The sequence below is a fragment of the Mesorhizobium opportunistum WSM2075 genome, from assembly GCF_000176035.2.
Taxonomy (GTDB): Bacteria; Pseudomonadota; Alphaproteobacteria; order Rhizobiales; family Rhizobiaceae; genus Mesorhizobium; species Mesorhizobium opportunistum.
Map to the genome: position 1 here is coordinate 1,291,718 of NC_015675.1, position 23,369 is coordinate 1,315,086.

Genomic DNA, 23,369 nt, shown 5'->3' on the forward strand with positions numbered 1-23,369 from the left:
TGCGGGGGCTTTTCGCCGCGGAGTGGGCGATCTTGTCTGAACATGGCCACTCTCGCGAAGCACCAGACCACCATCGATCCGGAGCAGGGCAGCGCGCCGACGCCGCTGATCGCGATCGCCAGCGTCATCGTTTCGATGGCGCTGATCGCCATCGGCAACGGGCTGATGTTCGCTTACATACCGGTGCGGCTCGGTGCCGAAGGTTTCGACCCGACCTGGGCCGGGTTGATCGTCACCGGCCTGTCGGCCGGCGGTCTCGCCGGCTGCATCCTGACCGGGCCGCTGGTGCGCAGGGTCGGTCATGCCCGTGCCTTCATGGTGCTGTCGGCGCTGATTGCGCTGTCCAATGCCGCCATCGGCGCCGGACCGCATCCGCTGCCGTGGATCGGGGCACGCGCCCTCTACGGCTTTGCCATTTGCGGCCTGTTCATCGTTGCGCAGAGCTGGCTCAACGACGCCATCGGCAACGCCATACGCGGCCGGGTGATGGCCTTCTTCTACGTCGCCTATGTCGCCGGGCTCGGTGTCGGCTATGCGGCGCTGGCTTTCATCGACATCAAAGCCGCGGATGCGCCCTTGATCGGCATCGCCTTCACCGCCCTGTCGATCCTGCCCGTCGGCATGACGCGGCTGGCGCAGCCGCCGGCGCCCCAGGCAGCCTCGGTGGCGCTGCGCCGGGCCTGGCGGATTTCACCGGTCGGCGTTGCCGGCATGCTGGCGGTCGGCGGCCTGTCGATGTCGATTTCCGGCTTCGCGCCGATCCATGCCACAGCCAAGGGCTACAGCCAGGCCGATGTGGCGCTTTTGCTTTCGGTGATGCCGCTTGGCACGCTGATCCTGCAGCTTCCGCTCGGCTGGATCTCCGACCGCACCGATCGCCGTTATGTGCTGATCGGCGCGTCGGCGCTGGCCGCGGCGGCGGGCATGCTTGCGCTCGGTTTCGACGGCGGTGCGCTGGCGGCGCTGCTGGTTATCTATGTCTTGTGGGACGGCGCCTCGGAATCGATCTATTCGCTGGCCAGCGCACACGCGGCCGACCGTGCCGGCAAGGACGACATGGTGGCGTTGTCCAGCTCGCTCTTGTTTGCGTGGTCGCTGTCGGGCTTCATCGTGCCGGGCATCGTCACGGCGTTGTCGGCCGTCTTCGGGACGCAGGCCTTCATCTATGTGGCAATCGTCATCGCCTGCGCCTTCTGCCTGTTCGTGCTGCTGCGCGTGTTCACGACGCGGCCCGTGCCGGCCACCGAGACCGGCAGCTTCGCGCCGATGACCGCGCAGGCGCCGCTGCCGGTCGAACTTGCCTATGCGCCGGACGAACAGGGCTGGCCTCGAAGCAATTGATTATTGCCGGCGGGCTTCCGGCGCCGGTGCTTCCGGTGCCGGCAGCGGGATCGATATGCCTTCCGAATCGAACTCCTGCTTGGCGCGCTTGGTGAGATCGGCCTGGGTGGCGAAGAAATCCGCTGACGATGTCCAGTAGCGCAAGGTGATCGAGACGGTGCTGTCGCCCAGTGCCGCAACGAAGGCGATCGGTGCCGGCTGGCGCTTCACGCGACGCTCAGCGGCAGCGATCGCCAGCAATGCCTTCTGGGCCCGATCGATATCGTTCCACGAGCCGATGCTGAGCGTGATGTCGGCACGCCGGACGCCGTTGCGGGTGAAATTGCGCACCGGCTGGTTCCACAGCGTGGAGTTGGGCGCCAGGATATAAACGCCGTCGGCGGTCCTGAGTTTTGTCGCAAAGAGGCCGATTTCCTCGATCGAACCGGCAATGGAGCCAACCTCGACGGATTCGCCGATGCGGAACGGCCGCAGCGCCAGAAGCATGATCCCGGCGGCGATGTTCTGCAATGTGCCTTGCAGCGCCAGGCCGATGGCCAGGCCAATGGCGCCGAGCGCGGCGATGATCGACGCCGTCTGCACGCCGAACTGGCCGAGCACCATGATGACGACGAGGACCAGAATGGCGTAGCGGACGACCTTGGAAAGGAAATGCCGCAGCGTCTGGTCAAAGCCGTGAATATGGCCGAGGCCGGCAAAAATCGAGCGCTCGGCGAGGCCGGCGATGATGTAGCCGACCACCAGAAGGATGACCGCGCCGATGGCGGAGAACGAATAGGAGACAATCAGCGTACTCAGCTGCGCCAGGCCGGCCTGGACGGTGAGAAGGGTGTCTTGCGGGTCGATCGGCATGGCGGGATTCCGGTTGGTCGGTCAGCCGATAACCGCCGCTGGACGCGTGGGTTCCGATCTTTTTGCCTGCCGCACGGAACAACCGAGCGCCCAGCAAGTTCGCGTGAGTTGGGGTTCCGTCTTGAAACTGCAACGGAACTCTGCCTATCTAAGTGGTGTCACCCGCTTTTGGGGTGATTTGGTTGTTCTTGCTGCGAAAGGAAATACACTGAGAACAGCACTGCGGAAGAAGGCCGATATCGTGCCTTCGCCGGCCAGGATCAGCGTAGACGACGCCGTGTCCCGTGCCATCAAGACAGTCCTTGCCAGTCTGGAAGACTCCAAGGCCGAAAATATTGTCTCAATCGACATTCAGGGAAAATCGAGCCTCGGCGACTACATGGTCGTCGCGTCGGGCCGATCGCACCGTCATGTCTCGGCTGTCGCCGATCATCTCCTCAAGGCGCTCAAGGATGCCGGGCTCGGCACGGCGCGCGTCGAGGGGTTGTCCGGCGCCGACTGGGTCCTGATCGATTCGGGCGATATCATCGTCCATGTCTTCCGTCCCGAAGTCCGCGAATTCTACAATCTCGAAAAGATGTGGCAGGCGCCGGATCTCGAGGAAGAGACCCTTCACTAAGCTGCCCTGTGTCGTCGCCCAGAACCGGATTTCCTTTGGGTGACATGCATTGGCGGCTTATAGAGGCGGGATGAAGATTTTAGTTCATGCCGTGGGCCGGATGAAAGCCGGCCCCGAGCGGGAGTTGGCCGAGCGCTATTTCGAGCGCTTCGCCAAGAACGGCCCTGCCGTGGGGCTCGAATTCGCCGGCGTCACCGAGATCGCCGAGGGCCGTGCGCAGGGCGCCACCGAGCGCCAGCGCGACGAAGCTTCCAGGCTGCAGGCGCAGCTGCAGCCCGGCACGGCGCTGATCCTGCTCGACGAGCGCGGCAAGAGCCTTTCCTCGCAGGATTTCGCCAATCGCATCGGCCAGTTGCGCGATGGCGGGCGCAAGGCGCTGGTGCTCGCCATAGGCGGCGCCGACGGCCACGACGCGTCGCTGCGTGAGCAGGCCGAACTGGTGGTCTCGTTCGGCGCGCTCACCTGGCCGCATCAGCTGGTGCGGGTGATGCTGGGGGAACAGCTCTACCGGGTGGCGACGATCCTGTCGGGCCACCCCTATCACAGATCCTGAAAGCCGCCGCTCCGCACCGAATTCCGCCCCAATGCCGCGCAAGATCGCAGTCGGAACCGCTTCCCTTGTGCATGTCGTTGTTCCAAAAGCACCGCGCAACTTTGGGCGACACGCGTTAACATGGTTGATGGTTCGTTAACGAAGCCGCAGATAGAGTCGATCGCGAATGTCTGAAGGCTGGAAATCGACACTGAGTTTATCGACAAGGGGCTCGTCGACAGGGGGTTCTTGGCGCGTGCGCTGCGGCATCGCGGCGGCGGCGATCCTTCTGTCGCTCCACGCGGCGCGGGCCGAGAACACGCTCGACATGGCTCCCGATCCGGACCAGAGCCGCGCCGAATACGAACAGGTTTCCAAGGAAATAACGCTGTCGTCGGAACGGCTGGCCAAGCTTGCCGCCGACATCGCCGCGGTCAAGAAGGACCACGCCTCGATCACGGCCGCGTTGATCCAGTCGGCGATGACCGAACAGAAGCTCGGCCAGGACATCGAGGATATCGGCGCCAAGCTGGAGGGGCTGAAGAGCCAGCAGCAGAAGATCCGCGCCTCGCTCATGGCACGACGCGACGTGCTGGCCGAAGTGCTGGGTGCCTTGCAGCGCATGGGGCTGAATCCGCCGCCAGCGATCCTGGTCAAGCCGGAGGACGCGCTGTCGTCGGTGCGCAGCGCCATCCTGCTCGGCGCCGTGGTGCCGGAATTGCGTCAGCAGACCGATGCCCTGCTGGCCGACCTCAAGGAACAAACCCGGGTGACGGCCTCGATCGAGGCCGAACGGGCGCGGCTGACGGAGGCGGTCGGCGAGCAGGCGGCGGAAAAGAAGCGGCTGGGCATGCTGCTGGAGGCCAAGCAGAAGCTCGAGGCCGACACGCAGGCGCAGATGGCGGCCGAGCAGCAGAAATCCGAGGCGCTCGCCGCCAAGGCCAGCAGCCTGAAGGACCTGATCGCGTCGCTCGAAGCGCAGGCCGAGAAGACCCGCAAGGCCGCGGATGCCGCAAAGGCAGCCAGTGCCGACCAGACTGGTAACGATAAGACGGGTGACGACAAGCCGGGTGACGACAAGACCGCGTCCCTGGCGGCTCTGCCCCTTCCCGAAGGCAACCGGCTCACCGCGACGGCTCCTTTTTCGGCGCTGCAAGGGCAGATCGCGCTGCCGGTCACAGGCCGAATCAAGCGCCGGTTCGGCGCCGATGACGGTAGCGGCGCCTTGATGCTTGGCGACATGCTTGCGACACAATCGGGAGCCATCGTCACCGCTCCGGCGGATGGGAATGTGCTTTATGCGGGGCCGTTTCGCTCCTACGGTCAACTCTTGATCCTCAATGCCGGCGACGGTTATCATGTCGTTTTGGCGGGGATGAGCAGAATCAGCGTCGTGACTGGCCAGTCGGTGCTCGCAGGAGAGCCGGTCGGCGCGATGGGAGAAGCCCGGGTGGCGAGTACCTCGGTTTCGAAGAATGGAAATGCCACGCCGGAACTCTATGTCGAGTTCCGTAAGGATGGAAAACCCGTCGATCCGGCCCCATGGTGGGCGGACCGTTTTTCTGGAAGGACGTGAAATGATGCGGAAACTGTCGCTTCTGTTTGCCGGTGCGCTGATGGGCGCGTCCGCCATGAGCCTTGTTTATGGCGCTCCTGGCTCGTCGGCGAACGCTGCGGGGTCGGAGACCTACAAGCAACTCGCGATCTTCGGCGACATCTTCGAGCGGGTGCGGGCACAATATGTCACGCCGCCCGACGACAAGTCGCTGGTCGAGAACGCCATCAACGGCATGCTTTCCTCGCTCGACCCGCACTCCTCCTATATGAACGCCGAACAGGCGCAGGACATGCGCGTGCAGACCAAGGGCGAGTTCGGCGGCCTCGGCATCGAGGTCACCATGGAGAACGACCTGGTCAAGGTGATCACGCCAATCGACGACACCCCGGCCGCCAAGGCTGGCGTGCTGGCCGGCGATTATATCGCCAAGATCGATGGCGAAGAGGTTCGTGGCCTGACCCTCAACGACGCGGTCGACAAGATGCGCGGCCTGGTCAACACGCCGATCAAGCTCACCATCCTGCGCCAGGGCGCCGACAAGCCGATCGAGCTTACGGTGGTGCGCGACATCATCAAGGTCAAGGCGGTCAAGTTCCGGGTCGAGAACGACATCGGCTACATGAAGATCACCTCCTTCACCGAAAAGACCTATGACGACCTCGAGAATGCGATCGACACCATCAAGAAGCAGGTGCCGGACGACAAGCTCAAGGGCTATGTGCTCGACCTGCGCCTCAATCCGGGCGGCCTGCTCGACCAGGCGGTGAGCGTGTCCGATGCCTTCCTCAAGCGTGGCGAGATCGTCTCGACGCGCGGACGCGATCCGAAGGACGTCACGCGCTTCGACGCCAAGCCGAAGCAGACCGACGACATCAACGGCAAGCCGATGATCGTGCTCGTCAATGGCGGCTCGGCCAGCGCTTCCGAAATCGTCGCCGGCGCGCTGCAGGATCTGCGCCGCGTCACGGTGGTCGGCACACAGTCCTTCGGCAAGGGTTCGGTGCAGACCATCATTCCGCTCGGCGAGAATGGCGCGCTCAGGCTGACGACGGCGCTTTATTACACGCCGTCGGGCAAGTCGATCCAGGGCAAGGGCATCACGCCCGACATCAAGGTCGACCAGCCGTTGCCGCCGGAACTGCAGGGCAGGGATCTGACGCGCGGCGAATCCGATCTCAAGGGCCACATCAAGGGCGCCGACGAGAGCAAGACCGGTTCGGGCTCGGCCGCCTATGTGCCGCCGGATCCGAAGGACGATCTGCAGCTCATCTATGCCGAGCAGCTGCTGCGCGGCCAGAAGACCGATCCGTCCTTCCCGCCCAATCCGGAAAAGGCCGTGCTCAACCAGTAGTGGTTTGGCCGGCCAGGTCTGGCCGCCTGAACCAAGCAATGCCATGCTGCCGGGACCCTAGGGTTCCGGCAGTTTGATTCGAGCAGATGCGGCGCCAAGGGGTGCGCCAGGATTGATGAATTCGCGCAGGTCTTCTCGAAGTGCTCCCTTCGGAACCATGCGCACCGGGGACAGGACTTGGCTGATATCGGCAAGGACATCGAACGCCCGCTTGGACAGACCGTCCGGGTGCCGCGCGCCGCCGGCAAGATCAGCGCGGGCGTGGTCGCCTCAGCCATTGTCGTGCTGGCCGTGGTCGGCGTCTCCGGCGCGATCGCGCTCAGGGAAAAGCCGTTTCGCAAGCCGCAGGAGGTTGCCGTCTCGACGCCGAAGGTGACGGCGGCTGCCGAACCCGCCGCCCCTCCAGCCTTGGCGCCGGCCGCCGTCCCGAAGGCGCAGACGCCAGCCAAGACAGGCGGCCCGCAGATCATCCATGTCCAGACGGAAGAGGGAGATGGCCCGCCCAAGGCGGGGATCGTCATCCGCGATCCGTCGAGCATCGGGCAGAATCTGAAGATCGCGCATCTTCCCGACAAGGCGCTGATCGAAGCCAGCGAGACCGGGCCCTTGCCGATGCGCGCCGCCGATGGAAGGCGGCCATTCGACGTCTATGCGCGGCCCTGGTCCGGCGCGCGCGGGGCTCGCGTGGCGATCGTCATCGGCGGGCTCGCGGTTTCGCAGACCGGCACCCAGGCGGCGATCGCCAAGCTGCCGCCGGAGGTGACGCTGGGCTTTGCCCCGCAGGGCAACAGCATCGGCCGCTGGATGCAGGCCGCCAGGCAGGGCGGCCACGAGATCGTCATGCAGGTGCCGCTCGAACCGTTCGACTATCCCAGCGTCAATCCGGGCCGCAACACGCTGACAGTGGCGGCAAGTGCCGACGAGAACCTGAAAAGCCTGCACTGGGCGCTGTCGCGGACCACGAACTATACCGGCGTCATGAACTATATGGGCGCCCGTTTCTCGGCCGACGCGACGGCGATGGGACCGTTCATGGCCGAGCTCGGCAAGCGCGGCCTCGCCTATATCGACGACGGTTCGTCGGCGCGCAGCCTCGCACCCGACCTGGCGCTGAAGGACGGCGTGCCCTTCGTTGCCGGCGACATGGCGATCGATGCGGTGCAGGATCGCGGCGAAATCCTGAAGAAGCTCGACAGCCTGGAAGCGACAGCGCGGGCCAAGGGCTTTGCCGTCGGCATCGGCTCGGCTTTCGACCTGACGGTCGACACGGTGTCGTCCTGGGTGGCCGAAGCCAAGAAGCGCGGCATCGAGATCGTGCCGATTTCAGCGGTGGCCATCGATCCGCAAAAAGGCTGACGATCCGCTGATCCCAACAAACCCACTGGAACGACCGGAGAGAGCGTCAGATGGCCAAAAAGATCGACCGCGAAACGCTGCCTTATCGCCCGTGTGTCGGGCTGATGATCCTCAACGCCGAGGGCCTGGTCTGGGTCGGGCACCGCATTGCCGAACCCGACAGCGAATTTGCCGGCACCACGCAGCTCTGGCAGATGCCGCAAGGCGGCATCGACAAGGGCGAGGAGCCGCTGCAGGCTGCCGAGCGGGAGCTCTATGAGGAGACCGGTATGCGCAGCGTCTCGCTCATTGCCGAGGCGCCGGACTGGATCAACTATGATCTGCCGGACCATCTCGTCGGCATTGCCTTCAAGGGCCGGTATCGCGGCCAGGCGCAGAAATGGTTCGCCTTCCGCTTCCATGGCGATACCAGCGAAATCCAGATCAATCCGCCGCCGGGCGGCCACACCGCCGAATTCGACAAATGGGCATGGCGGCCGATGCAGGACTTGCCCGACCTGATCGTGCCGTTCAAGCGCCATGTCTATGAGGATGTGGTGGCGACATTCCGGCACCTGGTGGCATAGAATGACGGGAGGCAGCGCGGTTGCCGCGCGGGTCCTGCGGTCCTATTGATGTTTGTCCGCCACGAGAAGGGTCGCCATGAACGACGCCTCCAAGAGGTCGCTGTCCGGGGATACCGCTGGCGTAAGCGAAGCGGCGGCGGGAGCCATTCTCACCATCGATCTCGGCGCGATCCGTGAAAACTACCGGCGGCTGAAAGCGCAACTGGGCGGCGTACGTTGCGCCGGCGTGGTCAAGGCAGACGGCTATGGTCTCGGTGCGACGCAGGTGGCATCGGCGCTGATGAAGGATGGCTGCGACACTTTCTTCGTCGCGCTGCTGGCGGAAGGCATCAGCCTGCGCAAGGCGATCGGCGCCGGGCCGGACATCTACGTGCTGAACGGGCTGCCGCCGGGCTCGGAGCCGGAAGCCGTCGCCGCCGGCCTGTGCGCGGTCATCAACAGCGGCGCGCAGTTGAAGGCCTGGCGCGCGGCGGCGCATGGCGCCGGCCGCCAGCTTCCGGCCGCCATCCAGGTCGACAGCGGCATGTCGCGGCTTGGCATGGCGCCTGCCGAGGTCGAAGCGGTGGTAGAGGATACCGGCGCGTTCGAGGGCATCGACGTCAGGTATGTGACGAGCCATCTGGCCTGCGCAGACGAGCCGCGCCATCCGGCCAACGAGCAGCAGCGGCTGGCGTTTGAGCGGCTGCGTGCCCTGCTGCCGGCGGCGCCCGCCTCGCTCGCCAATTCCTCCGGCATTTTCCTCGGGCCGCGCTACCACTACGATCTGGCCCGGCCGGGGGCGGCGCTCTACGGCATCAACCCGACGCCTGACGCGACCAATCCGATGCTGCCCGTGGTGGGGCTGCAAGCCAAGGTTGCGCAGACGCGCGGCATCGAAAAAGGCACCGGCGTCGGCTATGGTCACACCTATCACGCCGAAGGTCCGCGCAGCCTGGCGACGATCTCGTTCGGCTATGCCGATGGCTGGCTGCGCCGTTCCGCTTCGGCGGCCTGGTTCGAAGGGGTGCGCCTGCCTTTCCTCGGGCGTGTGTCCATGGATTCGATCATTCTCGATGTTTCCGCACTGTCGCCCGGCAAACTGCGCGAGGGCGACCTGGTCGAGCTGCTGGGTCCTGCACAGAGCGTCGACGATGCCGCCGGCCATGCCGGCACCATCGGATATGAAATCCTGGCCAGCCTCGGCACGCGCTTTCACCGCCGATACGTTGGCGGTTGAGCGGTTTGGCCGCGCTTGACAAGCGGACGTCTGTCGGCAAGGTTCGGGGCATGAGCAACCTCGCTTATATCAGAACCTTGTTCAGGGTCTGCCCGATCGCGGGATCGTAGCCCCGGCGCGGCCGCCTTCCGGCGTCCGTCCGTACCGGGGCATCCATACATCCACCATCGTCATCAAGTCGTTCAGCTCTTCGCGGCTGCCGACTGTTCATCATGCCGCCATCAGCGGCAGGCGCGCATCCATTCGATGCGCCGATCCATGAGGTTTGCCATGCAACATGCAACGGAATCGCGTCCGAGCGGCCAGATACTGATCAGTGAGATCGACCATGACAGGCTGACCGGCCTGGCGAGAGCCTTGCTCGACCGCACCCCCGAGGTGGCCGAAGAGTTGCTCTCGGAAATGGACCGGGCCGTCATCGCGGACGCGGCGGCGATGCCGGCCGACGTGGTGCGGATGGGTTCGACAGTGGCGGTCAGCAGCGAAGGCGGGGACATCCAGCGCATCACGCTGGTCTATCCCGGTGAAGCCGATATTGCCGAAAACCGGATTTCGGTGCTGACGCCGATGGGAACGGCGCTCATCGGCGCCGCCATTGGGCAGGTTGTGTGCTGGAGCAGTCGTGACGGTCGGGAGTTGTCGGTGACCATCGAAGCCGTCGATACATTGACCTCCGGCCCGCAGCGGATCTGATCGTGGAGGCGGTGATGACGACCACGAATTGTTGCCTGACGAGAAAGGACTTCGCTGTCCTCGAAGTCATGCTGGAGCGCCGGCGGGCGTTCGCCGATCCGATCGTGCATATGCTTGAACACAAGCTTTCGAGTTCCGACGTCGTTCCCGTCGATTCGATCGATCCCGATATCGTGACACTGAACAGCAGAGCGGTGTTTTGCATCGATGCCGGTCCGGCCGAGACGCGCACGCTGGTGCAGGATGAGGTGCACGGCCCGGTCGGATCGAGCCTGTCGGTGGCAACGCGGCGCGGGCTCTGCGTGCTAGGCATGGCGCAGGGCCAGACAGCGTCGGTCGAGTACCCTGACGGCAGGCGGGAGTCGATCCGGATCAAAGCGGTGCTCTACCAGCCGGAGGCTGCCCGGCGCGCTCTCGGGCAGAAACACCAGGCTGATCAGCGGCGACCGCACGGGCTCACGCTCGTCTACAGCGCCGAAGCCTGCATCCGGCCCCTTGGCGAGACGGCTGGAATGCTGCAGACAGAAGATGACGACCCCGGTCCGTCGGCGGCGTGAATGGGCCACAGCGCATGGTCTTGAAAATCGGGATCGATTTTCACCAGGGATCATGCGCAAGTCGGCGGTGTTGTGTCTATCGGCGTCCCGACCGGCGCCGCGCAAGGAGTGGACGATGAAAATCATGGTGCTGGGCGGTGGCGTCATCGGGGTGACCACGGCGTATTACCTCGCCGAGGCTGGCCACGAGGTGACGGTGGTCGATCGCCAGAAAGGCCCGGCGCTGGAAACCAGCTTCGCCAATGCCGGCGAGATCTCGCCCGGCTATGCCTCGCCCTGGGCCGGGCCCGGCATTCCGCTCAAGGCGATCAAATGGCTGCTGATGAAGCATGGCCCGCTGGTGGTGCGGCCGGCCTTCGACCCGCATATGTGGACCTGGCTGGTCAAGATGCTGCGCAACTGCACGGCCGAGCGCTACGCGATCAACAAGTCGCGCATGGTGCCGCTGGCCGAGTACAGCCGCGACACGCTGAAGGCGCTGCGCGAAGCGACCGGCATCACCTATGACGAGCGGACCCAGGGCACACTGCAGCTGTTCCGCACGCAAAAGCAGCTCGACGGTACATCAGGCGATGTCGAGGTGCTGAAGAAATACGGCGTACCCTACGAAATCCTAGACCAGGACGGCTGCATCGCGGCCGAGCCGGGCTTGGCCAGCGTGCGCGAGAAGTTCGTCGGTGGCCTCAGACTGCCGCATGACGAGACCGGTGACTGCAAGATGTTCACCGACAAATTGGCCGAGCTCTGCGTGGCGCGCGGCGTGACGTTCGAATACGACATGACGATCTGGCGGGTCCTCCGCAGCCGCAACCGCGTTGCCAATCTCAGCACCAGCAAGGGTTTCAAGGCGGCCGACGCCTATGTCATGGCGATGGGCAGCTATTCGGCGGGGTTCATGCGCCGGATGAAGCGGCCGATCCCGGTCTATCCCGTCAAAGGCTATTCGATCACCGTGCCGATCAAGGATGCCGCGCTGGCGCCGGTGTCGACCGTCATGGACGAGACCTACAAGGTGGCGATCACGCGGCTCGGCGACCGCATCCGCGTCGGCGGCACGGCCGAGATTTCCGGCTTCGACCTCAGGCTGCACGAATCGCGGCGGCGCACGCTGGAACACTCGGTCGGCGATCTCTTTCCCGGTGCCGGCGCCATGCGCGAGGCGACGTTCTGGTGCGGGCTGCGGCCAATGACGCCGGACGGGCCGCCGCTGATCGGCCGCACCGAGCTGTCCAACCTTTATCTCAACACCGGCCACGGCACGCTCGGCTGGACCATGGCCTGCGGTTCGGCCAAGGTGCTGGCCGACATCATCTCGAGCCGGGTGCCTGATATCGATGTCCGCGCCCTGGCGCAGGAGCGCTATCTCAAATAGCGGCCGCCAATTCAGAACGCCTGCCTGACCCAGACGTCGTCGAACAGCAGCCGGTAGGCCCATGGGATCGTCACATTGGCGGCGACCGGGTTGGAATGGGCGAGGTAATCGTCATAGACCGGCTTCATTCTGGCGTAGAAGGCGGGGTCGAGCACCACCATGCCGTTCTCCGAGTCATGGAAGAAGCTGCGGTTGTTGAGGTTGACCGAGGAGATGGCCACCAGCCTCTCGTCGATCATCATGATCTTGGAGTGCAGCACCACATCGGGCGCCTTGAACTCGCGGATGTTGATGCGGTCGCCATATTCTTCGACGAACAGCTTGTTGAGCGCGGTGAGGAACTTGCCGCCGATATCGCCCTTGAGATCGATGCGGCCGACGATATCGATCTTGACCCCGCGCGCCAGCGCCCGGTCGAAGGCTCGCGCGAGGCTCGGCGTCAGGTTGAGGTAGGGATTGACGATCTGGATATGATGGCTGGCGGCATCGACCAGTTCGACGAAATAATCCTCCAGCGCATGGCTGTCCTCATAGGGCACCGAAATGAAATGCCGGGCATTGCCCGACGGGCGGCCACCCTTGGAACGGACCGGGATAGAGAAGGGGCGCGCCAGGTTGGTGTCGGCGTCGCGCAACCATATCGTAGACAGATGCGCGGCGAGCGTGTCGACAATGGTAGGGTCGGCGAACTCGATGTCGAAGTCACTCCAGTTCGAGTAATAGTTCAGCGAAAACCCGTCGGTCTTGCCGTATTGCTCGAGGCCCGGATAGCGCGACAGATCGATCGGCTGGTGGAACAGGAAACCGTCATGGATGTTGCGGCCGCCGATGATGACGCGCGAGCGCGCGGGATCCAGCGCCAGCGTCGCCAGCATCTTGACGTGATGGACCTTGTGCAATTGTGAAATCTGCTCGTCGATCGGCGCGCCATGGTCCGCCCGCCAGCGGTATTCCTGCAGTTCGACATTGGGGAACTCGGCCGCCAGCCGGTGCAGCATGGCGTCGTCCTTCTCGCGTTCCAGCACATCGGTGACCATGATCCGCACCTTGGTGCCAAGCGCTGCATGATGACGGATCAGCCTTTCGATGATGCGGCCGGAAAAATCCGCCTTGAACTCGAGCGACGAGAGATAGATCAGCTTCAGCCTCGGCGCCCTGGAGAAATCGAGCGGCAGTTCCGGGTCACCCTTGTCGATGGCCGCGTCGGACAGCGGCGCGCCCATCAGCGCCTCGACCTTGGCGTTGAAGCCGTCGCGCGATTTGCGCAGCAGGCGCGGCTGGCCGATCGGCACGGCGCAGGTCTGCGACAGCCAGCGGCTGGCGTAGAAGACGCGCTCAAGCGCGTCTAGGCTGGCATCGTCGGGAACCGGGCAGCGCTGGTAGCGGCTGTCGAAGGCGGCAAGCGCCGGATCGGCGGCCTCTTCGCGCCGGATGGCGAGCGGTGCGCCTGCCTGGGCAAGACTGGAGCGAATCGTCGCGTTGCAGCGGTTCAGGCTGTCACTAGGAAACAGGCTGGCCGTGTCGTTCGCGCCGGACAGGCGAAAGCGGAATGCGGTGCTCGCGGCGATGGTGCGTGAGCCGCCGCCGGCACGAATGACCAGCGCGCCGTCGCAAGACCCTTCGATGTCGGCGGCCTGCTTGCCGGCCTGGCGCACGACGATCTCGACGCTGCGTGCCTGCAGGCCGGAGAAATCGAAAATCTTGGGCGCCGAGGGCCGTGCCGCGGCGTCGATGTAGAGTGTCTGCCGCGACACCCGCCAGCGTCCGTCGAAACGGCCCTCGCCGACATTGCCACCGGACGGCGGCAGACGCGGCGTGGCCACGGGTCCGGCCAGTTGCTGCAGCGTCGTGTAGGTCGCCTGGACGTCGCGGTTCTGGACGTCGCGGCGGTTTCGCCCGAACGGTCCGGTGCCGTTGGCGCGGTCCATGGCGCCGAGCTGGTTATGGGCAAGCAGCGCCAGGAAGCGGCTTTCATAGTCGCTGGTGCCGGTGTTTCCGAAAAATTGTGCCGCAGCGACCTGCGGGCCGGGCGTGCCGGCCGACAGCGCGGGACGGGTGCATGCCGCCTGTCCCGGCAGGAACTCGCAGGCGTTCCGGCCTGGGTCCGCGCAGCCGGCAAGGGCAGTGAGCGCCAGCCCGAACGCGGCCAGGGTGATCGATGCGCTGCCGTTCAACCCGCTGCTCCGGCCTTCAGGGTACTCAACTGCGCCGGGTCTCGCGGTGGCATGAAGCCTTGCGGAAAAACCTTGCAGATCGGAATCGCAAAGGTGGCGATCAGCAATTCCGCTTCGTTGCGCATCTTGCGGGGCGCCGTCTTGTCGTCGCGGATCGCCCTGGCCGAGGCGACAAGGGCGCCATCGCAGTCGCAATGGTTGTGGCGGGCGATGTAGCAGGCGTCATGGGTCCGGCAAACCGCGTCGAGGCGGTCGACCGGCCGGGCCGACAGATCGCCGGTGCGCGTGCCGGGGCCGCAATAATTGCCGATGACGAAGGGCGAGGGACGCGCCATGGCGTAACGGATCGGTTTGGGCAATTCGGCTTCCGGCACTTTCGTCCATGGGTTGGCGCATGCGGACAAGAGAAGCAGCGGCAGGATGGCAAGATCGGCTCGCATATTTCCGCGCAGCTTTCCGAAAGATTTCCCCACCCGGCGATCCGCCCATGGCCGCGATCGCATGGCTGATGCCACACTGGCTGGTTCTGTGGCAAGGTAAAGGCGGCGTCCATCGCCGGATCGTGATATGTCGTGGCGGCACAGCTTGGCCGGCACGATGGGCCGTGATTGCCTTTATACGAAGAGACCTTTTTCCCGCTCCACCGCCTTGGTGATGTAGCTGGCGACGATCTGGACCCGCCGCAGCGGCCTGACGGACTCGTGATAGACCAGCCAGTAGGCGCGGCGGATGGGTGCCACCACATCGACGGCCATCAGTTCCGGCATCGAGCGGGCGACAAAGGTGTGCAGGATGCCGATGCCGGCGCCAGACCTTACGGCTTCGGCCTGGCCGAGTGCGGAGGAAATGGCGAAGCTGGTGCGCCAGTCCGGGCTGAATTCGGCGGCATAGTCGAGCGAGGGGCTGACGATGAGGTCGGGCACATAGCCGATCAGCGTGTGCTGGCCGAGTTCGGCAGCGGTCCTGGGCAGGCCATGCGCTTGCGCGTAGGCGCGGGAGGCGAACAGGCCGAGCGTGTAGTCGACCAGCTTTCCCGCCACCAGCCGACCCTCGGTCGGCCGCTCGACGGTGATGGCGATGTCGGCCTCGCGGCGCGACAGCGAGAAGGAGCGCGGCACCGGCACAAGCTGGATCGTCAGTTCGCGGTGCAGCGCGGTCAGTTCACCGAGGCGCTTGGCCAGGAAGGCGACGCCAAACCCGTCGGGCGCACCGATGCGGACCGTACCCGAGACGTCGTCGCCTTCGCCCGATATGGTCGAGCGCGCGGCGATCATGTCGCCCTCCATGCGCTCGGCAATGTCGAGAAAGCGCTCGCCCGCCGGCGTCAGTTCGCTGCCGGTGGTCAGACGGCGGAAGAGTTTCGTGCGCAGCGCCTCCTCGAGAGCCGCTATGCGGCGCGAGACGGTGGCGTGGTTGAGTTCCAACCGTTTGGCGGCGCCGAGGATCTGCCCAGCGCGGGCCACGGCGAGGAAGATGCGGACGTCATCCCAGTTCATGAGAGTGGTCCGAATGACAATGGTCAGCGTAGCGTTCTGTGGCGCCCCCCTCTGTCCTGCCGGACATCTCCCCCTCTAGCGGGGAGATTGGCAGCGTCGCCGACAGTCCCTCCTTGACAGCCTCCATGATTGGCGAAGGCGAATATGACAGCGCAATCTCCCCCTTAGAGGGGGAGATGTCCGGCAGGACAGAGGGGGGCGCTAAGGAACTCAACGTTGATCATTCCTGGTGTAAGAGGCCCCATCATTTGCGAGAATTGATGCTCTTCCGTCAACCGCTATCTATTTTTCGCACAACGGTTGCGTTCTCGCTCGCGTTGCCATTCGCCGGCCGAAGGCGGACAATGCGGGTATCACGAACAAAGGGAGAGATATCATGATCGAATACGGTCATTTCATCGGCGGCAAGCATGTCGCCGGCACCAGCGGCCGCAAGCAGGACGTCATGCAGCCGATGGACGGCACGGTGCGCGGCACGGTGGCGCTGGCTTCGCAGGCGGAATTGCGCGCGGCGGTCGAGAACGCCAAGGCGGCACAGCCGAAATGGGCCGCCACCAACCCGCAGCGCCGCGTGCGCGTGCTGATGAAATTCCTCGAACTGGTCGCCCGCGACTATGACGAGCTGGCCGACATTCTGGCGCGCGAGCACGGCAAGACCATCGCCGACGCCAAGGGCGACATCCAGCGCGGCCTCGAAGTGGTCGAGGTCTGTATCGGTGCCCCGCACATGATGAAGGGCGAGTTCACCGACGGCGCCGGTCCCGGCATCGACGTCTATTCGATGCGCCAGCCGCTCGGCGTCGTTGCCGGCATCACGCCGTTCAACTTCCCGGCGATGATCCCGCTGTGGAAGATCGCCCCGGCGATCGCCTGCGGCAACGCTTTCATCCTGAAGCCTTCGGAGCGTGACCCGGGCGTGCCGATCCGCATCGCCGAGCTGTTCCTCGAGGCCGGCCTGCCGGCGGGCATCCTCAACGTCGTCAATGGCGACAAGGAAGTCGTCGACGCCATCCTCGACGATCCCGACATCAAGGCCATCGGCTTTGTCGGCTCGACGCCGATCGCGCACTACATCTATTCGCGCGGCACTGCCGCCGGCAAGCGTGTGCAGTGCTTCGGCGGCGCCAAGAACCACATGATCATCATGCCCGACGCCGACATGGACCAGACCGTCGATGCGCTGATCGGCGCCGGCTACGGCTCGGCGGGCGAGCGCTGCATGGCGATCTCGGTTGCCGTCCCGGTCGGCAACGACACCGCCAACCGGCTGATGGAAAAGCTCGTTCCGCGCGTCGAGAGCCTGAAGGTCGGCCCGTCGACGGATTCGGCCGCCGATTTCGGCCCGCTGGTGACGCGCCAGGCGCTGGAGCGGGTGAAAGGCTATGTCGACACCGGCGTCAAGGAAGGCGCCAAGCTGGTCGTCGACGGCCGCGGCTTCTCGATGCAGGGCTATGAGAACGGCTACTACATGGGCGGCTGCCTGTTCGACAATGTGACGGCCGACATGAGTATCTACAAGGAAGAGATTTTCGGGCCGGTGCTCTCGGTGGTGCGCGCGCCGACCTATGAGAGCGCGATCAAGCTTGCCAACGACCATGAGATGGGCAATGGCGTCGCCATCTTCACCCGTGACGGCGACGCCGCGCGGGACTTCGCTAGCCGTGTCCAGGTCGGCATGGTCGGCATCAACGTGCCGATCCCGGTGCCGATCGCCTACTACACGTTCGGCGGCTGGAAGGCGTCGTCCTTCGGCGATCTCAACCAGCACGGTCCGGACGCTTTCCGCTTCTACACCAAGACCAAGACGGTGACCTCGCGCTGGCCGTCCGGCATCAAGGACGGCGCCGAATTCGTCATCCCGACGATGAACTAGCCGGCCGCTTTGCTGCTTGCGCGTCCTCGCCTTCGGCTGCGGGCGCGCGGGCGGGCATGAAGGCAGACAGCAAAGGCTCGGGCTCAAAACCCGAGCCTTTTCTTGCCCGGTCGCGGTCGGTATCCACGTGAACGCTAATGTGATGGAACCTGGGGCGCGTTGCCGTCTTAGGTTGCAGTCCTGCCGCCTGGAGGCCTGGAGGCGCGGCAGATCAACCAACGGCGCTGGCGACAGCTTCGGGGACAATCGTTTGGCGCAGGGAGGTGTCAGATGACACGTCTTATCGCAACGATAACTCTCGTGGCGGCTTCCGTGTTTTTCGCCGCCCAGGCATCGGCAGCACCGCAATGCGCGGCGCGCGCGGATATGGTCAAGGCGCTTGGTGAGAAGTTCCACGAAAGCCAGGCGGCGCACGGCCTGGTCAATCCGAGCGTGATACTCGAGATCTTCGTGTCCGAGCAGGGCACCTGGACCATCCTGGCCACCGACATCCATGGCCAGAGCTGCGTCATCACGGCGGGCGAAGGTTGGGACGGTGCCGTGATGGCGGGGATGCCCGGAGCCTGAATTGACAAGCAGGCTCAGCGCGTCGCGGCGGCTTCGGCATGGCCGCGCAGCAGCGCCATCAGCCGCTTGGCGTCCTTGGCCGCTGCCTCTTCGTCTCCGTCAAGGATAGAGCGGATCAGGGCAACGTGGTGCTCGGCCGATTCGGCGAGCCCGGTGTCGGCCTTGTAGCGGAACCAGAAGCGGCGGCTGTGGGTCTGCAAGGGGGCGGCCAGCCGCGCGGCAAAGGGGTTGTCGGCGGCCATCGCCAGAGCCTCGTCGAGCGCTTTGTCGGCCTGGATGAAGGCCAGCACATTGCCTGAGATGACCGCCTTCTGCATGGCAAGGGCTGCCTCGTGAAACAGGTCGGCGGCCTCGCGGGTGACGAAGCGTGCGGCCGAGCGGGCCAGCACCACCTCGACGCCGCGCCGGGCGTCGAGCACGCGCAGCCAGTCGCCAGGATGCAGCGGCGCGATCGCGATGCCGGCACGCGGACGCACGTCGAGCAGCCCTTCCCAGGCCAGTCGCTGGATCGCCTCGCGCACCGGCGTGCGGCCGAGCGCCAGCCTATCGATGAGGGCGCCCTCGGTGACGAAGCTCGCCGGCGCCAGTTCGAGCGTGACGATCATGTGCTCGAGCACGCGATAGGCCCGGGTCGCGGCCGGCTCCGACAAGGCGCTTGCTTCCTTGGATATCAAAGGCTGTCTCCTGATATATCCAGGATATATCATAACGGATTCCGTATTGACAGCGGGTTTCTTAACAGATATACGGCTGATATATCAGATGGAGCAATGATCATGTGGACCGGAGTTTTCCCCGCCGTCACGACCAAATTCACCGCCGACGATCGTCTCGATCATGCCGAGATGGAGCGCTGCTTTGCCCTCCAGATTGAGGCTGGCTGCGACGGCATTATCGTTTGCGGCTCGCTCGGCGAAGGACCGATGCTGTCGCATGACGAGAAGATCGAGGTGCTGAAGACGGCCCAGAAAGTCGCCGGCAACAAGCCGGTGCTGCTGACGGTCAACGAGGCCGGCACCCGCGAGGCCGCCAGCATCGCAAAGCGCGCCGCCAAGGAAGGCGCCAACGGCCTGATGGTGGTGCCGAGCCCGATCTACCATACCAATGAGGAAGAGACGGTGGCGGCCCTTCGCGCGGTTGCGCAGGCCGGCGACCTGCCGGTGATGATCTACTCGAACCGCCTGGCCTATCGCGTCGACGTCACCGTCGACCAGATGGAGGAGCTGGCGTCGGACAAGCGCTTCGTCGCCGTCAAGGAGTCCTCCGACGACATCCGCCGCTCGACCGAGATCATCAATCGCCTGGGCACCCGCTACGACCTGTTCACCGGCGTCGACAATCTGGCCTTCGAGGCGCTGTCGGTCGGTGCAATCGGCTGGGTGGCCGGCCTGGTCACCGCCTTCCCGCGCGAGACCGTCGCCATCTACCAGCTGATGAAGCAGGGCCGCCGCGAGGAGGCGCTTTCGATCTACCGCTGGTTCCGGCCGCTGCTCGATCTCGACGTCTCGACCTACCTGGTGCAGAACATCAAGCTTGCCGAAGTGTTCGCCATCCAAACCAATGATCGCGTGCGCATGCCGCGCCAGCCGCTGTCGGGCGAGCGCCGCAAGGCGGTCGAAAAGATCATCAAGGACGCGCTGGCGGTGCGGCCGACGCTGCCGCAGTTCTAAGCTGGCTGGGCGGATCGAGCTAAGGGCTGGCACATGCACCACGGCACGCAGCCATGAATAGCGATGCTGCAATCGACATCGCCATCATCGGCGGCGGCATCATCGGCATTTGTGCGGCCGCCTTGCTTGCCGAGGCGGGGCGCGACGTCACGGTCTTCGATCGTACCGGCATCTGCGAGGAGACGAGTTCCGGCAATGCCGCCGCCTTCGCCTTCTCCGACGTGCTGCCGCTGGCCCACAAGGGCATGATCCGGCAATTGCCGAAATGGCTGGCCGACCCGCTCGGGCCACTCAGCATCCCGCCGGCCTACCTGCCGAGGCTCCTGCCTTGGCTGATCCGTTTCTGGCGGGCCGGCGCACCGGAGAAATACGAGGCGAGCCTCACCACCCAGGCCGGCATGATGAAGCTCGCCGAAGCGGAGTGGATGGGCTTGCTCGACCGCTCCGGTACGCGATCGATGCTGCGCGAGGACGGCTCGCTCGAACTTTACGAAAGCGAAGGCGAGTTTCAGGCCGGGTTGTCCGGCTGGGCCGCGCGCGAACGTTTTGGCATCGGCTTCCGCCATGTCGAGGGCAAGGATCTTGCGACGCTGCAGCCGGGCCTGTCGCCACGCTTCGTCAAGGGCACGTTCGTGCCGGGCTGGAAGACGGTCGCCGACCCAAAGCTGCTCGGCAAGGCGGTGTGGGCCTATGCGCAGTCCAAGGGCGCGCGTTTTCAAATGGCTCGGATCGATCGTGTCGCGGCGGACCAGGATGGTGCGACGCTGACGCTGGCCGATGGATCCACAAGGCGCGCGAGACAGCTCGTCATCGCCGCCGGCGCCTGGTCGCACCTTCTGGCCAGGCAGCTCGGCGACCGCATTCCGCTCGAAACCGAGCGCGGCTACAACACGACCTTGCCGCCGGGCGCCTTCGACGTGAAGCGGATGCTGATCTTCTCCGGCCATGGCTTCGTCATCACGCCGCTGGAAACCGGCCTGCGCGTCGGCGGTGCGGTCGAACTCGGCGGCATCGAACGGCCGCCCAATTATGCCAGGTCGAGGACGCTGCTGCGGAAGGCGCAGAAATTCCTGCCGGGGCTCGATCCCTCGGGCGGGCGCGAATGGATGGGGTTCCGGCCCTCGCTGCCGGATTCGGTGCCGGTCATCGGCAAGGCGCAAGGAAGCCGGCCGGTGGTCTATGCCTTCGGCCACGGCCATCTCGGCCTGACCCAGGCGGCCGCCACCGGGCGGTTGATCCGGGGGCTCGTCCTGGGGCAGACTCCACCTGTCGATCTGGCCCCCTTCAGTCCACAACGGTTTTGATTTTTTCGGGTTTGATTTTCGAGGAACGACATGGCCAAGAAATCCTTCTTCTGCATCGACGGCCACACCTGCGGCAATCCGGTGCGGCTGGTCGCCGGCGGCGGACCATTGCTGCAGGGTTCGACGATGATGGAACGGCGCGCGCATTTCCTCGCCGAGTATGACTGGATCCGTACCGGATTGATGTTCGAGCCGCGCGGTCACGACGTGATGTCCGGCTCGATCCTCTACCCGCCGACGCGCGAGGATTGCGACATCGCCATCCTGTTCATCGAAACCTCCGGCTGCCTGCCGATGTGCGGCCACGGCACCATCGGCACGGTGACGATGGCGATCGAGCACGAACTGATCAAGCCGAAGACGCCGGGCGTGCTGAGGCTCGACACGCCGGCCGGCCTGGTCATCGCCGAATACAAACAGGTCGGCGAATATGTCGAGGAGGTGCGCATCACCAACGTGCCGTCCTTCCTCCATGCCGAAGGACTGACGGTCGAGTGTCCCGGGCTTGGCGAGATCACCGTCGATGTCGCCTATGGCGGCAATTTCTACGCCATCGTCGAGCCGCAGGCGAACTACCGCGACATGGCCGACTATTCCGCCGGCGACTTCATCGCCTGGAGTCCCGTGGTGCGGCAGCGACTCAACGAGAAATACACTTTCGTGCATTCGGAGAACCCAGGCATCAACAGGCTGTCGCACATGCTGTGGACCGGCAACCCCACGGTCGCGGGAGCCGACGCCCGCAACGCCGTCTTCTACGGCGACAAGGCGATCGACCGCTCACCCTGCGGCACAGGCACCTCGGCACGCATGGCGCAGCTTCACGCAAAGGGCAAGCTCAAGGCCGGCGACAGCTTCGTCCATGAATCGATCATCGGCTCGCTGTTCAAGGGCAAGGTCGAAAAGGAGGTCACGGTCGCGGGAAAGCCGGCGATCGTTCCCTCGATCGGCGGCTGGGCGCGCACGACCGGATTGAACACGATCTTCATCGATGACCGCGATCCGTTCGCGCATGGGTTCATCGTCAAATAGTCGATTCATCACGCTAGGGAAGGCGCGCAAACGCAAAAGGGAATTCTGTCAGGAACGCAACGATTCTTCTCATCACCTAATTTTGACGGCGATTTCTTCGAAGCGGGGAGCATGATGAGGTCGAATCGTCAAAGACATTGCGTTATGCCAATGGTAGGGTCCGCGATAGTCCAGGGGTCGGGAGCGAAAAAACGGGCAATCGGACGGCGTGCCGCCAAAACACGCATGACGATTGAAAAATCACGTTGCAATCCGGCCTCGAAACTTTACGACTAGGGGAAATACGAAAAGGAATGCGTCTGCATGGGCGACATTCCAGGGGAGCCATGTACACATGCAGTATTTTGTCCAGCAGCTTATCAACGGGCTGACGCTGGGATCGATCTATGGGCTGATCGCGATCGGCTATACGATGGTCTACGGCATCATAGGCATGATCAACTTCGCCCATGGTGATATCTTCATGGTGGGCGCCTTCGCGGCGCTGATCGTGTTCCTCATCCTCGGTGCGCTGTTCTACTCGGTGCCCGTGGTCATCGCACTGCTGGTCATGATGATCGTGGCGATGCTGCTCACCAGCCTCTACAACTGGACGATCGAGAAAGTCGCCTACAGGCCGCTGCGCGGTTCGTTCCGCCTGGCGCCGCTGATCACCGCCATCGGCATGTCGATCACGCTGTCGAATTTCGTCCAGGTGACCCAAGGACCGCGCAACAAGCCGATCCCGCCGATGGTGTCCGAGGTCTACAACATCAACGGTGTCAGCGTGTCGCTGAAGCAGATCATCATCGTCATCGTCACCGCGCTGCTGCTGGCGCTGTTCTGGTATCTGGTCAACAAGACCTCGCTTGGCCGTGCCCAGCGCGCCTGCGAACAGGACCGCAAGATGGCGGCGCTGCTTGGCATCGATGTCGACCGCACCATCTCGATCACCTTCATCATGGGCGCCGCCCTCGCCGCCGTCGCCGGCACGCTGTTCCTGATGTATTACGGGGTCGTTGCCTTCTCCGACGGCTTCACGCCTGGTGTGAAAGCCTTCACGGCCGCAGTGCTCGGCGGCATCGGCTCGCTGCCGGGCGCCGTACTCGGCGGGCTGCTGATCGGCTTCATCGAAAGCATGTGGTCGGCGTATTTCTCGATCGACTACAAGGACGTCGCGGCGTTCTCGATCCTGGCGATCGTGCTGATCTTCCTGCCTTCCGGCATTCTGGGCCGGCCAGAAGTCGAAAAGGTCTGAGAT

At 64.6% G+C, this 23,369-nt stretch carries 22 protein-coding genes; 17 read left to right on the forward strand and 5 right to left on the reverse strand.

Annotated features, from left to right (window positions below):
- Positions 1 to 42: 42 nt before the first annotated feature.
- Positions 43 to 1,341, forward strand: a complete 1,299-nt coding sequence (locus MESOP_RS06140; protein ID WP_013892462.1) for an MFS transporter — start codon at positions 43 to 45, stop codon at positions 1,339 to 1,341.
- Here MESOP_RS06140 and MESOP_RS06145 read toward each other — a convergent pair whose 3' ends face one another.
- Positions 1,342 to 2,193, reverse strand: coding sequence for a mechanosensitive ion channel family protein (locus tag MESOP_RS06145; protein WP_013892463.1), 852 nt, complete (start codon positions 2,191 to 2,193; stop codon positions 1,342 to 1,344). It lies immediately after the preceding gene.
- Positions 2,194 to 2,434: 241 nt separating this feature from the next.
- Here MESOP_RS06145 and rsfS point away from each other — a divergent pair, with 241 nt between their 5' ends.
- From rsfS to MESOP_RS06195, 10 genes are all read left to right on the forward strand, one after another.
- Complete coding sequence (gene rsfS, locus MESOP_RS06150; RefSeq protein WP_023777607.1) at positions 2,435 to 2,812, forward strand: ribosome silencing factor; 378 nt, start codon at positions 2,435 to 2,437, stop codon at positions 2,810 to 2,812.
- Positions 2,813 to 2,882: 70 nt separating this feature from the next.
- The gene (gene rlmH / locus MESOP_RS06155; RefSeq protein ID WP_013892465.1) at positions 2,883 to 3,365 is read left to right on the forward strand and encodes a 23S rRNA (pseudouridine(1915)-N(3))-methyltransferase RlmH; all 483 of its coding nucleotides are present in this window, start codon (positions 2,883 to 2,885) and stop codon (positions 3,363 to 3,365) included.
- A gap of 166 nt (positions 3,366 to 3,531) precedes the next feature.
- A complete protein-coding gene (locus tag MESOP_RS06160; protein WP_013892466.1) occupies positions 3,532 to 4,920 on the forward strand; it encodes a murein hydrolase activator EnvC family protein in 1,389 nt (462 codons plus the stop codon).
- A gap of 1 nt (position 4,921) precedes the next feature.
- Positions 4,922 to 6,253: a S41 family peptidase gene (locus MESOP_RS06165; RefSeq protein ID WP_013892467.1), complete on the forward strand. Its 1,332-nt coding sequence runs from the start codon at positions 4,922 to 4,924 to the stop codon at positions 6,251 to 6,253.
- A gap of 177 nt (positions 6,254 to 6,430) precedes the next feature.
- Positions 6,431 to 7,609 (forward strand): divergent polysaccharide deacetylase family protein, encoded by a 1,179-nt coding sequence (locus MESOP_RS06170; RefSeq protein WP_013892468.1) that lies wholly within the window; start codon positions 6,431 to 6,433, stop codon positions 7,607 to 7,609.
- 50 nt (positions 7,610 to 7,659) lie between these two features.
- The gene (locus MESOP_RS06175; protein ID WP_013892469.1) at positions 7,660 to 8,175 is read left to right on the forward strand and encodes an RNA pyrophosphohydrolase; all 516 of its coding nucleotides are present in this window, start codon (positions 7,660 to 7,662) and stop codon (positions 8,173 to 8,175) included.
- A gap of 76 nt (positions 8,176 to 8,251) precedes the next feature.
- Positions 8,252 to 9,391, forward strand: coding sequence for an alanine racemase (alr, locus tag MESOP_RS06180; RefSeq protein WP_013892470.1), 1,140 nt, complete (start codon positions 8,252 to 8,254; stop codon positions 9,389 to 9,391).
- Positions 9,392 to 9,661: 270 nt separating this feature from the next.
- A complete protein-coding gene (gene rnk / locus MESOP_RS06185; RefSeq protein ID WP_013892471.1) occupies positions 9,662 to 10,084 on the forward strand; it encodes a nucleoside diphosphate kinase regulator in 423 nt (140 codons plus the stop codon).
- A gap of 2 nt (positions 10,085 to 10,086) precedes the next feature.
- Positions 10,087 to 10,641 (forward strand): GreA/GreB family elongation factor, encoded by a 555-nt coding sequence (locus MESOP_RS06190; protein ID WP_245265058.1) that lies wholly within the window; start codon positions 10,087 to 10,089, stop codon positions 10,639 to 10,641.
- A 52-nt stretch (positions 10,642 to 10,693) separates the two neighbouring features.
- Positions 10,694 to 12,013, forward strand: a complete 1,320-nt coding sequence (locus tag MESOP_RS06195; RefSeq protein WP_280739553.1) for a D-amino acid dehydrogenase — start codon at positions 10,694 to 10,696, stop codon at positions 12,011 to 12,013.
- Between the two features lie 11 nt (positions 12,014 to 12,024).
- Here the strand turns inward: MESOP_RS06195 and MESOP_RS06200 are convergent, their stop codons facing one another.
- From MESOP_RS06200 to MESOP_RS06210, 3 genes are all read right to left on the reverse strand, one after another.
- A complete protein-coding gene (locus MESOP_RS06200) occupies positions 12,025 to 14,187 on the reverse strand; it encodes a phospholipase D-like domain-containing protein (protein ID WP_013892474.1) in 2,163 nt (720 codons plus the stop codon).
- Positions 14,184 to 14,627, reverse strand: a complete 444-nt coding sequence (locus MESOP_RS06205; RefSeq protein WP_013892475.1) for a phospholipase A2 family protein — start codon at positions 14,625 to 14,627, stop codon at positions 14,184 to 14,186. The genes MESOP_RS06200 and MESOP_RS06205 overlap by 4 nt, the downstream gene beginning before the upstream one ends.
- A 174-nt stretch (positions 14,628 to 14,801) precedes the next feature.
- Entirely contained in the window at positions 14,802 to 15,683 is an 882-nt protein-coding gene (locus MESOP_RS06210; protein WP_013892476.1) for a LysR family transcriptional regulator, read from the reverse strand.
- 376 nt (positions 15,684 to 16,059) lie between these two features.
- On the opposite strand from MESOP_RS06210, the gene MESOP_RS06215 reads away from it, so the two are divergent.
- Positions 16,060 to 17,556, forward strand: a complete 1,497-nt coding sequence (locus tag MESOP_RS06215) for a CoA-acylating methylmalonate-semialdehyde dehydrogenase (protein WP_013892477.1) — start codon at positions 16,060 to 16,062, stop codon at positions 17,554 to 17,556.
- Positions 17,557 to 17,826: 270 nt separating this feature from the next.
- Positions 17,827 to 18,123 carry a hypothetical protein gene (locus MESOP_RS06220; RefSeq protein ID WP_013892478.1) on the forward strand — a complete coding sequence of 99 codons (297 nt, stop codon included), beginning with the start codon at positions 17,827 to 17,829 and terminating at the stop codon, positions 18,121 to 18,123.
- Positions 18,124 to 18,137: 14 nt separating this feature from the next.
- Here MESOP_RS06220 and MESOP_RS06225 read toward each other — a convergent pair whose 3' ends face one another.
- Positions 18,138 to 18,830: a GntR family transcriptional regulator gene (locus MESOP_RS06225; protein WP_412033926.1), complete on the reverse strand. Its 693-nt coding sequence runs from the start codon at positions 18,828 to 18,830 to the stop codon at positions 18,138 to 18,140.
- 69 nt (positions 18,831 to 18,899) lie between these two features.
- Between MESOP_RS06225 and MESOP_RS06230 the strand changes: the two genes are divergently transcribed.
- The 4 genes from MESOP_RS06230 (at position 18,900) to MESOP_RS06245 (ending at position 23,366) form a co-directional block, all read left to right on the forward strand.
- Positions 18,900 to 19,793, forward strand: coding sequence for a dihydrodipicolinate synthase family protein (locus MESOP_RS06230; protein ID WP_013892480.1), 894 nt, complete (start codon positions 18,900 to 18,902; stop codon positions 19,791 to 19,793).
- A gap of 53 nt (positions 19,794 to 19,846) precedes the next feature.
- Complete coding sequence (locus MESOP_RS06235) at positions 19,847 to 21,097, forward strand: NAD(P)/FAD-dependent oxidoreductase (RefSeq protein ID WP_013892481.1); 1,251 nt, start codon at positions 19,847 to 19,849, stop codon at positions 21,095 to 21,097.
- A gap of 30 nt (positions 21,098 to 21,127) precedes the next feature.
- Positions 21,128 to 22,129, forward strand: a complete 1,002-nt coding sequence (locus MESOP_RS06240; RefSeq protein ID WP_013892482.1) for a 4-hydroxyproline epimerase — start codon at positions 21,128 to 21,130, stop codon at positions 22,127 to 22,129.
- A 334-nt stretch (positions 22,130 to 22,463) separates the two neighbouring features.
- Positions 22,464 to 23,366: a branched-chain amino acid ABC transporter permease gene (locus MESOP_RS06245; RefSeq protein ID WP_013892483.1), complete on the forward strand. Its 903-nt coding sequence runs from the start codon at positions 22,464 to 22,466 to the stop codon at positions 23,364 to 23,366.
- Positions 23,367 to 23,369: the final 3 nt, after the last annotated feature.

Excerpts from the sequence above, each read along its gene's own strand:
- MESOP_RS06205 (WP_013892475.1), bottom strand. The coding sequence starts at position 14,627 with ATGCGAGCCGATCTTGCCATCCTGCCGCTGCTTCTCTTGTCCGCATGC.
- MESOP_RS06140 (WP_013892462.1), top strand. The coding sequence starts at position 43 with ATGGCCACTCTCGCGAAGCACCAGACCACCATCGATCCGGAGCAGGGC.
- MESOP_RS06210 (WP_013892476.1), bottom strand. The coding sequence starts at position 15,683 with ATGAACTGGGATGACGTCCGCATCTTCCTCGCCGTGGCCCGCGCTGGG.
- alr (WP_013892470.1), top strand. The coding sequence starts at position 8,252 with ATGAACGACGCCTCCAAGAGGTCGCTGTCCGGGGATACCGCTGGCGTA.
- MESOP_RS06165 (WP_013892467.1), top strand. The coding sequence starts at position 4,922 with ATGATGCGGAAACTGTCGCTTCTGTTTGCCGGTGCGCTGATGGGCGCG.
- MESOP_RS06245 (WP_013892483.1), top strand. The coding sequence starts at position 22,464 with ATGCAGTATTTTGTCCAGCAGCTTATCAACGGGCTGACGCTGGGATCG.
- MESOP_RS06225 (WP_412033926.1), bottom strand. The coding sequence starts at position 18,830 with ATGATATATCCTGGATATATCAGGAGACAGCCTTTGATATCCAAGGAA.
- rnk (WP_013892471.1), top strand. The coding sequence starts at position 9,662 with ATGCAACATGCAACGGAATCGCGTCCGAGCGGCCAGATACTGATCAGT.
- MESOP_RS06220 (WP_013892478.1), top strand. The coding sequence starts at position 17,827 with ATGACACGTCTTATCGCAACGATAACTCTCGTGGCGGCTTCCGTGTTT.
- MESOP_RS06235 (WP_013892481.1), top strand. The coding sequence starts at position 19,847 with ATGAATAGCGATGCTGCAATCGACATCGCCATCATCGGCGGCGGCATC.
- MESOP_RS06145 (WP_013892463.1), bottom strand. The coding sequence starts at position 2,193 with ATGCCGATCGACCCGCAAGACACCCTTCTCACCGTCCAGGCCGGCCTG.
- MESOP_RS06195 (WP_280739553.1), top strand. The coding sequence starts at position 10,694 with ATGCGCAAGTCGGCGGTGTTGTGTCTATCGGCGTCCCGACCGGCGCCG.
- MESOP_RS06230 (WP_013892480.1), top strand. The coding sequence starts at position 18,900 with ATGTGGACCGGAGTTTTCCCCGCCGTCACGACCAAATTCACCGCCGAC.
- rlmH (WP_013892465.1), top strand. The coding sequence starts at position 2,883 with ATGAAGATTTTAGTTCATGCCGTGGGCCGGATGAAAGCCGGCCCCGAG.
- MESOP_RS06215 (WP_013892477.1), top strand. The coding sequence starts at position 16,060 with ATGATCGAATACGGTCATTTCATCGGCGGCAAGCATGTCGCCGGCACC.
- MESOP_RS06240 (WP_013892482.1), top strand. The coding sequence starts at position 21,128 with ATGGCCAAGAAATCCTTCTTCTGCATCGACGGCCACACCTGCGGCAAT.
- MESOP_RS06160 (WP_013892466.1), top strand. The coding sequence starts at position 3,532 with ATGTCTGAAGGCTGGAAATCGACACTGAGTTTATCGACAAGGGGCTCG.
- MESOP_RS06175 (WP_013892469.1), top strand. The coding sequence starts at position 7,660 with ATGGCCAAAAAGATCGACCGCGAAACGCTGCCTTATCGCCCGTGTGTC.